Origin of the sequence: Oribacterium sp. NK2B42 (genome assembly GCF_000424445.1) — a bacterium.
GTDB lineage: Bacteria > Bacillota > Clostridia > Lachnospirales > Lachnospiraceae > Oribacterium.
Genome location: NZ_KE384187.1, coordinates 48,831 through 61,525 on the forward strand (window position 1 = coordinate 48,831; position 12,695 = coordinate 61,525).

11 protein-coding genes are annotated in these 12,695 nt (G+C 45.0%); 6 read left to right on the forward strand and 5 right to left on the reverse strand.

Features of this window, described 5'->3' with window-relative positions:
- Positions 1-182: 182 nt before the first annotated feature.
- The gene (dtd, locus tag G625_RS0114910) at positions 183-635 is read left to right on the forward strand and encodes a D-aminoacyl-tRNA deacylase (protein WP_029201728.1); all 453 of its coding nucleotides are present in this window, start codon (positions 183-185) and stop codon (positions 633-635) included.
- A gap of 89 nt (positions 636-724) precedes the next feature.
- On the opposite strand, the gene G625_RS0114915 is transcribed toward dtd, so the two are convergent.
- Positions 725-901 carry a DUF4250 domain-containing protein gene (locus G625_RS0114915; protein WP_029201729.1) on the reverse strand — a complete coding sequence of 59 codons (177 nt, stop codon included), beginning with the start codon at positions 899-901 and terminating at the stop codon, positions 725-727.
- Between the two features lie 365 nt (positions 902-1,266).
- Here G625_RS0114915 and G625_RS0114920 point away from each other — a divergent pair, with 365 nt between their 5' ends.
- From G625_RS0114920 to G625_RS0114930, 3 genes are all read left to right on the forward strand, one after another.
- On the forward strand, positions 1,267-1,683 hold the full coding sequence (locus G625_RS0114920) for an HIT family protein (RefSeq protein ID WP_029201730.1): 417 nt from the start codon (positions 1,267-1,269) through the stop codon (positions 1,681-1,683).
- Positions 1,684-1,825: 142 nt separating this feature from the next.
- Positions 1,826-2,917: an undecaprenyldiphospho-muramoylpentapeptide beta-N-acetylglucosaminyltransferase gene (locus G625_RS0114925; RefSeq protein WP_044933149.1), complete on the forward strand. Its 1,092-nt coding sequence runs from the start codon at positions 1,826-1,828 to the stop codon at positions 2,915-2,917.
- 141 nt (positions 2,918-3,058) lie between these two features.
- Positions 3,059-3,751: a 5'-methylthioadenosine/adenosylhomocysteine nucleosidase gene (locus G625_RS0114930; protein WP_029201732.1), complete on the forward strand. Its 693-nt coding sequence runs from the start codon at positions 3,059-3,061 to the stop codon at positions 3,749-3,751.
- A 109-nt stretch (positions 3,752-3,860) separates the two neighbouring features.
- On the opposite strand, the gene G625_RS0114935 is transcribed toward G625_RS0114930, so the two are convergent.
- Entirely contained in the window at positions 3,861-4,118 is a 258-nt protein-coding gene (locus G625_RS0114935; RefSeq protein ID WP_242826651.1) for a hypothetical protein, read from the reverse strand.
- A gap of 275 nt (positions 4,119-4,393) precedes the next feature.
- On the opposite strand from G625_RS0114935, the gene G625_RS0114940 reads away from it, so the two are divergent.
- Together G625_RS0114940 and G625_RS0114945 are read left to right on the forward strand one after the other, a co-directional pair.
- Positions 4,394-5,488, forward strand: a complete 1,095-nt coding sequence (locus G625_RS0114940) for a hypothetical protein (RefSeq protein ID WP_029201734.1) — start codon at positions 4,394-4,396, stop codon at positions 5,486-5,488.
- 308 nt (positions 5,489-5,796) lie between these two features.
- Entirely contained in the window at positions 5,797-7,527 is a 1,731-nt protein-coding gene (locus G625_RS0114945) for a bifunctional diguanylate cyclase/phosphodiesterase (RefSeq protein WP_029201735.1), read from the forward strand.
- A 107-nt stretch (positions 7,528-7,634) separates the two neighbouring features.
- On the opposite strand, the gene G625_RS0114950 is transcribed toward G625_RS0114945, so the two are convergent.
- The 3 genes from G625_RS0114950 to asnS all read right to left on the reverse strand — a co-directional run bounded on the left by G625_RS0114950 (position 7,635) and on the right by asnS (position 12,479).
- Positions 7,635-9,653 carry an ATP-binding protein gene (locus tag G625_RS0114950; protein ID WP_044933070.1) on the reverse strand — a complete coding sequence of 673 codons (2,019 nt, stop codon included), beginning with the start codon at positions 9,651-9,653 and terminating at the stop codon, positions 7,635-7,637.
- Positions 9,654-9,655: 2 nt separating this feature from the next.
- Positions 9,656-10,735, reverse strand: coding sequence for a metallophosphoesterase family protein (locus tag G625_RS0114955; protein WP_029201737.1), 1,080 nt, complete (start codon positions 10,733-10,735; stop codon positions 9,656-9,658).
- Positions 10,736-11,090: 355 nt separating this feature from the next.
- A complete protein-coding gene (asnS, locus tag G625_RS0114960) occupies positions 11,091-12,479 on the reverse strand; it encodes an asparagine--tRNA ligase (RefSeq protein ID WP_029201738.1) in 1,389 nt (462 codons plus the stop codon).
- Between the last annotated feature and the right edge of the window lie 216 nt (positions 12,480-12,695).

Below are 12,695 nucleotides of genomic sequence, written 5' to 3' on the forward strand. Positions count from 1 at the left end.
CAAAACCTTACCCATGTGGAAAAAATATGATTCGAGGGTTCACGACTTCTTTTATCACATCACCATTGAAGATCTTGTAAATGGAAATATATAGGCATTGTAACGACTGCTCATTTGGTATAATAGCTCTTAAAAAGAATGGATTCTGACTAAAAACATTGTAGTAGAGAAGAGGATAAAGAATGAGATGTGTAGTTCAGGTTGTGCAGCATGCAGCTGTCACAGTAGATAATGAAACAATAGGCAGGATCGGACGGGGATTTCTGATATTTCTGGGTGTTTCAGACACCGATAATGAAGAAATGGCGGATAAAATGGTGAAAAAAATCTGCAGTCTTCGTATATTTCCGGATGAAAACGGAAAGACAAACTGCTCTCTTTCGGATGTAGGAGGTTCCGTACTTGTGGTCAGCCAGTTTACACTGTATGCCAACTGCAAAAAAGGTAACCGCCCAAGCTTTATCGAGGCCGGAGCCCCGGACAAAGCCGATGCCCTTTATCGGTACTTCACAGAACGCTGCAAGGATTACGTTCAAAAGGTAGAGCACGGAGAGTTCGGTGCCGACATGAAGGTCGAACTCCTGAACGACGGTCCCTTCACTCTGATGCTGGATTCAGACCAACTGTTCAAATAGCCGATCAGGTATTAAGGCTAAAAAAACAACGTTTACAGTTGAGAAGATGAATGATAAATCAACCCTCCGGCCCGGTTCTTTACTGTTTTTTACTTAAACTGGTTTATCTCGCTGTTATAGTGATAATCAATCACCGAAAGAGACTTCACTATGCTGTCCTGATCGACATCAAAAGCTTTGCAAAGACTCTCGAGCGAATCATAATTATCACGGAGCTGAGTATTGATAAAGCTCAAAAGCATAACAGGATCTTTTGGAAGTGACATATAAAACCTTCTTTCTTTTTTTGTTATCAGCAACTTCAGGTTATATCGGTTACTGTTCAGTTAACCATTAGAACGTGTAAGAAAATGCAAGGGATGTGTGCCTAGGCTTGCGAGTTGAAAGAACAGACGACTTTACATGTACGGCACAGATGCACGTTAGTGCAGCTGGGACGAACATGTAAAGTTGGCTGTACTTTCAATCTCGTGGGCCGGCGCGCATCCCTTGCATTTTCTGGCCGGTATAGAACACCTAAAACTTTTCGCCCAATTATATAACCTGAAGTTTGCTCCGTCAATTTCCTTGTATAAGCCTCGCCAAAATTATATAATATTTCTAGTTTTTAACGAAGAATCGGAGGTTCGACATGAAAGACGATAATTGCATTTTTTGTAAACTTGCCAATGGAGATATACCTACAACAACATTGTATGAGGACGATACATTCAGAGTGATCTTTGATGCAAATCCGGCATCAGACGGACATGTGCTCATTATACCAAAGGAGCACTACACAGACCTTACAGAGCTTCCCGAAAGCATTGCTTCAGGAGTGATGCCCCTTGCAGGAAAGATTGGAACAGCCATGAAAAAGGCATTAGGAGCAAAGGGCTTTAATGTTGTTCAGAACAATGGAGAGGCTGCAGGACAGACCGTAAACCATTTCCATACCCACATCATCCCGCGCTACGGCGATGCCGACGAGATGGTACTCTGGAAGCCCGGAAAGACAGCCCCCGAAAAGATGGGCGAAATCTGCGATAAACTTATAAAGGCACTTTGATCAAAGGACTGTTAAATCAAAATCGGTAAGCCGGAAATAAACGGCAGGAAAATCGCTTACAAAGGAACCAATTAAATCTGCAGCTGTATGTCGGTTATTAAGGCTCTCGTAAGCAGCATTAATAGATGAGGAGAAAAGAATGATCGGTAAAGTAGTACTGACCGGTGGAGGAACAGCCGGTCACGTCACTGCCAATATAGCCCTTATCCCCCGGATGAAGAAGGACGGTTACGAGGTCTACTACATTGGCTCCTATGATGGTATAGAAAAGAAAATGGTAGAGGCCGAAGGCATTCCCTACACCGGTATATCTACGGGAAAGCTTCGAAGATACTTTGATGTTAAGAATTTTTCCGATCCCATAAGGGTACTTAAAGGCTACAATGAAGCCAGAAAAGCGTTGGAGGAGATCAAGCCTGATATAGTATTCAGTAAGGGTGGTTTTGTTGCGGTTCCGGTAGTGTGGGCGGCCCGCAGTCTCCATATCCCGGTTGTTTCTCATGAATCGGATATGACTCCCGGACTTGCAAACCGTCTGAGTGTCAGGGCCTGCGACAAAATCTGCTGCAATTTCCCTGAAACACTTGCGAATCTCCCTAAGGGAAAGGCGGTTCTCACCGGTTCTCCCATCAGAGAGAAGCTTCTCCAGGGTACCCGTGAAGAGGGTCTTGAAATGACCGGCTTTGACGGAAAGAAGCCCGTTCTTATGATCATCGGAGGTTCCCTTGGTTCCGTTGCCATCAACAATGCGGTACGTGAACTGCTTCCCAGATTCCTGGAGGACTTTGACATTGTCCATGTCTGCGGCAAGAACAATCTGGATGAAAGTCTCAAGGATACAAAGGGCTATAAGCAGTATGAGTTCCTTACAAATGGACTGAGAAATCTGTATGCCCTTGCAGACGTGGTTATTTCACGTGCAGGTGCCAATGTTATCTGCGAGCTTGTGGCGCTGAAGAAGCCAAACATTCTTATCCCGCTGCCTCTTGATGCAAGCAGAGGCGACCAGATACTGAACGCTGAATCCTTCGAAAAGCAGGGCTTCAGTTACGTGCTTGACCAGCATAAGATGGAGGAAGACATTGAACTCCTTTATAAGGCAGTTCATGAGGTGTATCTCAAGAAGTCCGGATACATCATAGCCATGCAGAATTCGGATCAGGCTAATGGCGTTGATCGTGTACTTCAGGTGCTCAGGGATGTGGTCAGGGAGAATCAGGAAAAGAATTCCTGATGAGAGACAATTTCAGATCTGCAGCAACATCTCAGTTATTTAAGGCGAAAAGATGAATTAAAGAGTCGGTCATATGGCGTCTGTGAGTCAGATATAAACAAAAAAACATACATGTAGAGACGAGGAAGGTGAATTGCTATCATGATTGGAATAATTGGCGCAATGGATGAGGAAGTTGAGAAGCTGAAGGCGGATATAACAGACGCTGTCACGGAAGTACATAACGGCCTCACCTTTGTAACGGGAAAGCTTAAGGGAAAGTATGTTACTGTTGTCCGTTCAGGTATAGGCAAGGTTAATGCCGGCGCCTGCACAGCTGTGCTCATAGACCGCTACAAGGTGGAGCAGGTTATAAACACGGGTATCGCCGGATCCCTGGACGCCCACATTGACATCGGTGACATCGTGGTTTCAGAGGACGCTGTCCAGTATGATATGGATGCGGTTAGCTTCGGATATCAGCTCGGTGAGATTCCGAGAGTGGGAACACTTTCTTTCAAGGCAGATGACAGGCTTATAGCATTTGCGGAGGAGGAGAACCGGAAGGTAAATCCGGATATCCACACCTTCATAGGGCGCGTGTGCAGCGGCGATAAGTTTGTTTCCGATAAGGACACAAAAGAGTGGATAGTAAAGCATTTTCAGGGGAAATGCTGCGAGATGGAGGGCGCTGCCATAGCTCAGGTTGCATGGCAGAACAAGGTGCCGTTCCTTATCATAAGAGCTATTTCGGATAAGGCAGACAATTCAGCACAGATGGACTATCCTACCTTTGAGAAAAAGGCAATTGAGCATTGCGTGAGACTTACAGAGGCTCTGGTGGAAAGACTCTGATGAAATGACAGGTGGTTTTGATGCCTGAATTAAAAGTCAGCCTGTCGCTTCCGCAATGTCATGGCAGAAACGGCAGGCTGAAGCATCGACAGAAAAGAGGGAGAAAGCATTACTCCTCTATGACTTCAATCCTCAAATAGTCAAAGCCGATGGGTTCAACAAAGGAATCGGATCTGAAGGCAGTGATGGATTTTCGTCTGAACTCATTTATGTTTGACTGAAGCCAGATGGGGACGGCAAGATCCATATACTCACATATTTCTTTAAGTGCTGTAAGGACACGGTCTGTTCTGGACATGGAGTTGTCCTCCTGCCGGGATACGCATTCTTTTACGATCTGACCGTTTCTGTAAATTGAGCCGCTCATTCGGAACATGGGATTCTCCTTTATAAAGTCAAGTTTTTCGCCGTTTGTTTCTTATATACAGATTCAGATCGGATGAGCTCTGTGAGACAACCGAACGGATATCTGTTCTTAGGATAACAAGGCATGAAAAAACGGATTTTGGCTTACACTATATTCCAAAGGAGCAATCTTTGCAATGCTGTAAAATAGAAAAAAATTCAATTGTTAATAATTAATTCACAAAAATATCCTATGATAATACCAGTTCATAACGTGACGATCGGGAGGCATACATAATGGGAATGGAAATTGAAAATCCCCAGGCATTTTTGGAGGATGCGAAAAATGCAATAGCTGAGTATCAGAATATCTGTAATCAGATTTCAACTCAGATAGAGACGGAAAGGCAGGCTTCTGTCGCTCTTGATGAGTTCAGAAAGAGCATTCAGGATAAGATCGACAAGACTTTGAAGCAGAGAAGTGAGGAGCTTACCGAGACTCATGACAAGCAGATAAGTCAGGTGGAGGTCAGTCTCAGAAAGAAACAGGCTGAGAGGGAAAGAGCCAGAGAGGAAGGCGTTAAGGGCCGTATAAAGAATGAGACCGAGCCCAGACGCATTGAGATCACCGAACTTAAGCGTCAGCTTGCAGCTATAGTCAAGAAGGATAATGCTCCCTTCTTCTTCAAGTGGCCGATTTTTTATACATTATTCCACCCGTCAGGAATAGCGGAGTTTATCTGCTTTCTGGCAGTGTTCATCATCCTTTTTGCTCTGTTGCCCTTTGGTGCATACTTCCTGATACCGGAAAGAAAGATACTTTATCTCGTGGGAATCTACCTCGTAGACATTATCCTTTTTGGAGGTATCTACGTAGCCATCATGAATCTTTCCGGCAGGCATGCTGACACAGTCCGCCAGGGCAGAGACATTATAAACCGCATCAAGACCAACAAGAAGATCATAAAGAAGCTTGAGCACAGTATCAGAAAGGATTCTGACGAGGCTGTATACAATCTTGTCTCCTATGATGATGAGATCGCTAAGCTGCAGCAGCAGAGAAGTGACATCATAAGCCAGAAGCAGAGTGCCCAGAACAATTTTGATACCGTGACAAGGAACATCATCATAGATGAAATAGAGACTGCCAATAAGCCGAAGATGGATGAACTCCAGCAGGCCTTTACGGTGGCCACGAACCTTAAAACAAGTCTTGAGTCACAGGAACGGGAGCTTGCCCTCAGGCTTTCCCAGAACTATGAGCAGTATCTCGGAAAGAATCATATGAATGCTGAGGATATCGATAAGATCAGAGAGATTCTGGAAACAGGTGGAACAACCTCGATAATTGATGCCGTAACAAAGCTTGATCATCCTGAAAAAGAACAGTGACCCTGATTTAATATGGCAAGGGTAATAAACAGCTTGTAACAAAGCTTGATCAATCAGAAAAGGAACAGTGATCATTAAAGTCTGATATGACTACTCAAAAGAGCAGCATATCAGGCTTTTTAATTTTGGGAGTATTTTGGAAGTTGTCTACGGGGGACGGTTTTCGCCGAAGGGAACCGTCATCGGTGGATGTCGTCCCTTGCGGATGTCCGGCAAAAAGATTTTTTGCGAAAAACTTAATTTTTTTTATTTTTTTGCCGAAATACAACTAAAGGCATGTCGGGATTGAAAGAGCAGGAGTCCCGATTTTGAAAGAAAGGAACGGATGTCAGGTACGTACGTTTGCCGGTGAATATATGGAAAGCAATCTGAAAGTAAAATACTTCGACGAATTATTTAAGGTCTTTACCAACAAAAAAGAGGGTTGGTATGCTTTTTATGCGGATTACACCATAGGAAAGGTCTGGTGGTGCGAGGAAATCGTAGATTATCTTGGTCTTTCCGGTCAGGTGATGGATGAAGCCGAGGCTCTGAGTGAATATATCAGCTTGATCCATCCTGATGACAGAGAGCAGTTTATCCGGGAATCTGTGAGGATGAAGGCCGGTGAGATAGAAGAACTTAATATTCCCTACAGGATCATGAATAAGGAGGGCAAATTTGTTACAGTATCCACTTATTCAAAGATGCTTAGAGAGGACAGTGAGCCTGTGTTTTATGCAGGTCTCGTTGTCAATTATGAAAAGAGTAATCTTATTGATGCCACCACGGGGCTTCATACAACAAGCATGATGATGGAGAAGATGAATGAGTACAATGCTGATGGTAAGCCTTACTTCATTATGCTTCTGGGTATCAGGGATTTTGCGTCCATCAACAATAATTACGGCTACATGGAGGGAAACAGGGCACTTCGTGTGATAGCCGATATCATGATGCTTAACAGAAACGGTGCGGAGGTCTATAAGCTTGAAGGGACTAAGTTTGCCATGCTGAAGGCCTTTGAGGAGGGGGATGAGGAGCTGAAGATTTTTGGCTCAAAGGAATTTGAGAATATCCGTAACCGTCTTCTTGATGGAATAGGGATCAAAGGCAGAAATGTAGTCATTGATGTTTACGGAGGAGGGGTTTATACAGATGATATCTCCATCATGCCGGATACGGTATACACCAGTGTTCTCTTCGCTCTCGCCAAGGCAAAGGATAATACCAGTGCAACAACTCTTAATGTTTTTAACCAGAGTTTGCTGGTGAGGGATTCTCAGAAGCTTTCTCTTTACAATGCCATAAGAGAATCCATCATGGATGAGTGCCAGGGCTTCTTTATGGTTTATCAGCCGATCATCAGCAGAGGCTCGGGAAAGCTTGTTGCCATGGAGGCTCTCCTCAGATGGTACGGCGATGAATACGGGCAGATATTCCCGGGAACCTTCATAGAGTGGCTGGAAAAGGATCCTATATTCTTTGATCTCGGATCCTGGATCATCAGAAAGTCTTTGGAGGATGTAAAGAAAATCATAAAGGTAATACCTGATTTCAAGGTCAATATCAACCTTGCATATCCACAGCTTGGAAGGGATGATTTTGAACAGGAGCTTAAGAGGATAGTTGAAGAATCAGGAGTTTCTCCCAGGAATATAAGACTGGAGCTTACGGAGAGATGTAAGCTGCTGGATGTAAATCTTCTCAGGCAGAAGCTGGAGTTTATTCAGGATATGGGAATGCAGACTTCCCTGGATGATTTCGGTACAGGTTATTCTTCCATAAATCTTCTTTTTGATCTTCCTGTTAATCAGATAAAGATTGACAGAAGCTTCATTCAGGATATCGATAAGGAAGAGCCAAAGAAGGTAATGCTTAAGGCTATTGTTGACTGTGCAAGGATCCTTGGAGCCCATGTGTGTGTTGAGGGGCTCGAAACCAGGGAAATGGTAGACTATGTATGTGATAATTTTGACATCACCAGTATGCAGGGCTACTACTACTCGAAGCCTATAATGCTGGAAGATTTTCTGGACAATATGCATAAGTGGATGTAAATAAACACGCCCATAGACAGAGGGCATCTATTTAAACACGTTGAGTTGAGTCGTGTTTAAATAGATGCCTTCTATCTTTGGACTTTTTATACCCGATGGCTATTACATCAAAGTTCTACAACATTGAAGGTGTCCTTCGCCTGCTTCAGCATCCTGCGCTCCCGGGTGTGGCAGGTGAAGAGGAGGATCTGGCCTTTATGGATGTCCATGATGAAATGGAGGGCGGAGTTCAGGCGCTTCTCATCATACATTGCAAAGGAATCGTCAAAGATGAGAGGAAGTCTGCTTTTATCTGACTCAGTCTGATGACCTGATGCAGCGGAATGGCTTTCAGTGGCGGAAGCTTCGGCAGTCTGTGATGCGGAAAAGCCGGCCGGTATGCTGCTTAAATGTTCGTCTTTGATGTCCCGGACTTCGTTTTTCTGCATGAGACGGGATGCCGCAAGTCTCAGTGCCAGATAGATCTGATCCATGGTTCCGCTGGAAACATCCTCTATGGGAACAAGCTTTGTCGGAGTGTTCATATAGATATCCAGATTCTGATCTATCCACATGGAGTCATAAACTCCGCCGGTGATACCTGAGATAAGGTCTCCTGCTTCCTTGTTCAGATGATGTCCGAAGCTGGATCTGATGGAGCCTTCGAGCTCTGTCATGGTCTCGTAAGCGAGATTCACGGCATCGATTTCTTCTGTTATGGCATCATTTTCGCTAATGGTGCGCTTCAGCATCTCAACGCGGTTTTTAACATTAACAAGATGCTGTAATTTTCCTTCCAGCTCCGTCTGCTTTTCGTTCTGCCTCTGGAGCTCAACATCATATTTACGTTCATTGTCATTCAGTCCCTTGATTTCCTGCGTGAGAGCTTCAAGGGATGCTCTGTCTTCGTTCAGTTTATCGCTTATCTTTAAAAGCTCATCCATGTGTTTTTCAAAGCTGTCCATGGCTCTGTCACTTATTTCAGGACTTCCGAGAAACTTTGAAAGTATCCTTGCCAGTTCCAGATTGGAATTTTGGAGATTTTTTTTGCCGTTCCGGTTATTATTCACAAATACTATTCCAAGTATCAAAGTCAGAACATAGAGGAAGGTGAATATGGCTACCGGGACTGTTGCTCCGAGCAAAGCATTGTCAACAAAAGCCTTGAAGGCCGGAATCTTATCCGGAGTGAGCCTGAAGAAGGCGGCAACATTATCCGAGCCTGCGGAGGCAAACAGTATGTCCAGTACAAGGCTGAGTATTGCGACCGCAAAGCAACCCCCGGGAAGAATATACTTTTTCGGGTCCTCGTCCCTTTCCTGCTCTGCTACATAGGTGTTGTACAGGGTTATTCCCCGGTTCAGGGTATATTGTATCTCGTCTTCGTTTTTAAGACCTGACTGCTGGAGGACGGCTTCCTGGGCGGCTACCTTCTGAAGCATCACTTCTTTCTTGGTCTGGAGGTCTACCTGCTCTGTACGGGCCTCCGAGCGGAGGTTCTGGTATTTTCTGAGCTGGTTTTCGTATTCCGGCTGCTGGATGTCCCGCTCGATGTTCCTGACTTCACCTATGAGTTGTGCATAGGTTTTTGCAGCGTCCGGAACAAGCTTGGATTCAAGCCTGGTTCTTTGTTCTTCAAGGATAGACAGAGCACCTTCGCTGTCCAGTGAAATATCGCCTGTGGCATTCAGGTTCCTGATACAGGATTTCAGCTCATTTATCATGCCGCGGCTTGTGGCGCTCCGGAGCTGACCTATGGAAACCGTATTTTCAAAGGCGGTTTCCGAAATGCCTTCCAGCATGGTGTTCAGCCAAAGCTCGGGGTATTCTATCCCGGCACTGTCCGTTTCGTTATAGATAGACAGGAGGTCCCGGTTAAAGTCTCTGGATATGAGATAATTCTTTCCCTTGTACTCGATCCGAAGCTGTCCGCTGTAATCTTCAGGATAATCCCAGGACTGGTATTTCCTGGACAGCGGCTTTCCCGAACGCCTTCCGAGACCGTAAAGCATGGCCTGGAGGAAGGAGTGCAGGGTTGACTTTCCGGCCTCATTATGACCGTAAATAATGTTCATGCCATCTTCAAGATGCATGTCAAAGTTATGGAATTTACCAAATCCATCGATGTGGATGTCAACAAAACGCATGATCACTTACCACCCTTCTGAGATTTGAGTAAAGCATCTATACCGTAGTACAATGCTTTCTTTTCCACGTAGCTCATGTCGTCGGGATCTTCCCGAAGAAGCTTTCGTATATAAAAACCGATCAGATCGGAGGGATGTTCTTTGTAAAGAGCGGCAAAATCATACTGTGGTTCCGAGTCATCCTGGACGCTTACGATCCTGTGATCATGTGTAAGGGAAGACAGGTCGAAGCGGACTTCCGGATCATGCTTTCCGGTGATGCGGAGCATGTAAATATTGTGTTCTCCGGAGGCTTTTATCGTGTTGGTAATGCTTCGCACAAGTGCATCATTGGTGGTCTTGTCATTAACCGTAAAATCAATCGGAATGTAAGATACCTGCGCGGTTTCGATAAATTCCAGCTTCTGAACCTTGTGGGTTATGGGGTTAATGTCTCCGAAATAAAAACCGTGAGGACCCGATTCCGTCATATCCAGAGGTTCCGGAGAACCAGAGTAGACAACTCTTCTTTCGATAACCTCAACAGGCTTGTGAAGGAATCCGAGAGCAATGTAATCAAAGGGAAGCTTATCGAGAGTTTCCACATCCACCGGCATATGATCCGGATCGCCTCCGTGAGCAAGAAGTATATGGATGTGGCCGTCATTTTCCGGTTCGATGGTATCTATGACAGTTTCCTTCAGTTCTCTTGAGTGATAGGAAAAACCATAGACCCTTGTGTTGATGTCATCAAAGTAGACCGAATCCGGTTTGTCGCTCAGGATCCAGTGTACATTAGCGCTCCAGTTGAAGCTTAACAAAGCAGAGTTTGGGCTTATGCGGTCATTTTCGCCTGAAATGATCACGACATGTGTGGATGGTATGGAACCAAAAAGATAGTTGAGTTCCTGAAGATCCTTGTTCATGGGCTGGCGATGAAACAGATTGCCTGAGATAAAAAGGCAGTCAACGCTGAAATCACGACATTTTTCGATTATTCCCCTGAAAGTGGATTTAATGTCATTGGCACGATCCTTGCCCCAGGAACGATCCGAGTCAGGCGTCATACCCCAATTGATATCCGATGTGTGAATAAAACGCATTTGATGCTCCTACCTATTGGTGCCTGCCCCGGGCAAACATCAATATTCCCTAAAATCGATATATAACATTATTTTAACTTAAAAATATTAAATAAAAAAGAGTTTTAAATAAAATGAAAAACTATAGAAAGAGCCGGAAGGCATCTGTTTTGATGCGTTAAGCTTCGGTGTGAAAAATCAAAATCGGACCCCTTAGAAACCACTTGGTTCTTTATTCCTTAGTTCCCTCGCCGAGCAGGAGTTTTCGTCAGGGAAATCTCCTGCATTGGCGGGGGCCCGGTGGTTCTCAGGGGTCCGATTTTATATTTTTCCGCTGAAGCGGCCCGTATTTAAACAGATGCCCTCCGGCTCTTTATCAGATGTCACAGTTTCCGACTGTTCTTGGGAACGGAAGCACGTCACGGATGTTCTGGACACCGGTGATGTACATAACTGCTCTCTCGAAGCCAAGACCGAATCCGCCGTGGCGTGTTGTGCCGTACTTGCGGAGGTCAAGATAGAACTTGTACTGATCCATATCCATGCCCAGTTCTTCCATACGCTTAACCAGCTTGTCGTAGTCTTCCTCACGCTGTGAACCGCCCATGATCTCGCCGATTCCAGGTACGAGACAGTCAACGGCTGCAACAGTCTTTCCGTCAGGATTCTGCTTCATGTAGAAAGCCTTGATATCCTTAGGATAATCTGTAACGAATACCGGCTTCTTGAAGTGCTTCTCGGTAAGGAAACGCTCATGCTCGGTCTGGAGATCAACGCCCCATGAAACCTTGTACTCGAACTCGTCATTGTGCTCTTCAAGGAGCTTTACTGCATCTGTGTAAGTGATGCGGGCAAAATCCGAATTCATAACATGTGTAAGACGCTCGATGAGTCCCTTGTCCATGAACTGATTGAAGAATGCCATCTCTTCGGGAGCATTCTCAAGAACATACCTGATGATGAACTTGATCATGTCTTCCTCGCAGGCTATGACGTCATCGAGATCTGCGAATGCCATCTCCGGCTCGATCATCCAGAACTCTGCGGCATGGCGCTGAGTGTTGGAGTTCTCTGCACGGAAGGTTGGTCCGAAGGTATAGATATTTCTGAAGGCCTGTGCGTAGGTCTCGCCGTTCAGCTGTCCCGAAACGGTAAGAGATGTTTTCTTGCCGAAGAAATCCTGTGAGTAGTCGATCTGACCGTCAACCATAGGAGCTTCGTTGATGGGAAGTGTGGTTACCTGGAACATCTCACCTGCGCCCTCGGCGTCAGAAGATGTAATGAGAGGTGTGTGAACATATACGAAGCCTCTCTCCTGGAAAAATACGTGAATGGCATAAGCGATAAGTGAACGTACACGGAACACTGCCTGGAAGGTGTTGGTTCTCGGACGGAGATGTGTCATGGTACGAAGGTACTCAAGTGTATGTCTCTTCTTCTGAAGAGGGTAGTCGGGAGTTGTGGTGCCCTCCACCATTACCTCTGTTGCCTGAAGCTCGAAAGGCTGCTTAGCCTCCGGAGTTGCAACGATCTTTCCCTTTACGATGGCTGCGGCGCCAACACCGAGCTTTGCGATCTTCTGGAAATTGTCCATGTCATCGTGATAAACCACCTGAAGCGGTGAGAAGAAGGTTCCGTCTGAGATAACAAGGAAACCGAACTGTTTTGAGTCACGGTTTGATCTGACCCAGCCGCCTACGGTAACTTCCTTGTCATAGAAGGACTCTTTGTTTTTGAATATTTCTCTTAAAGTAGTAACTTCCATATCGAATGATCCTCTGTTCTTTCTTTGGTAAAATGATTAAACATTATACTTTAAAGGTTTTTGGTTTTCAATGGTTCACACAGTGGATTTTGGGAATTCCGGCGGGGGAACCCGGAGGACGGAACCCTCTTAAAATTGCACAACAATAAAAACAATTTCCTCCAAAAGACAAATAAAAAAGCAAAATATCAAAATCATTATCATTATTTGACAAAA

Bases quoted from the DNA above. Each gene is read 5' to 3' on its own strand.
- G625_RS0114930 (WP_029201732.1), top strand. From the start codon at position 3,059: ATGATTGGAATAATTGGCGCAATGGATGAGGAAGTTGAGAAGCTGAAG.
- G625_RS0114950 (WP_044933070.1), bottom strand. From the start codon at position 9,653: ATGCGTTTTGTTGACATCCACATCGATGGATTTGGTAAATTCCATAAC.
- G625_RS0114955 (WP_029201737.1), bottom strand. From the start codon at position 10,735: ATGCGTTTTATTCACACATCGGATATCAATTGGGGTATGACGCCTGAC.
- asnS (WP_029201738.1), bottom strand. From the start codon at position 12,479: ATGGAAGTTACTACTTTAAGAGAAATATTCAAAAACAAAGAGTCCTTC.
- G625_RS0114915 (WP_029201729.1), bottom strand. From the start codon at position 901: ATGTCACTTCCAAAAGATCCTGTTATGCTTTTGAGCTTTATCAATACT.
- G625_RS0114920 (WP_029201730.1), top strand. From the start codon at position 1,267: ATGAAAGACGATAATTGCATTTTTTGTAAACTTGCCAATGGAGATATA.
- dtd (WP_029201728.1), top strand. From the start codon at position 183: ATGAGATGTGTAGTTCAGGTTGTGCAGCATGCAGCTGTCACAGTAGAT.
- G625_RS0114935 (WP_242826651.1), bottom strand. From the start codon at position 4,118: ATGAGCGGCTCAATTTACAGAAACGGTCAGATCGTAAAAGAATGCGTA.
- G625_RS0114940 (WP_029201734.1), top strand. From the start codon at position 4,394: ATGGGAATGGAAATTGAAAATCCCCAGGCATTTTTGGAGGATGCGAAA.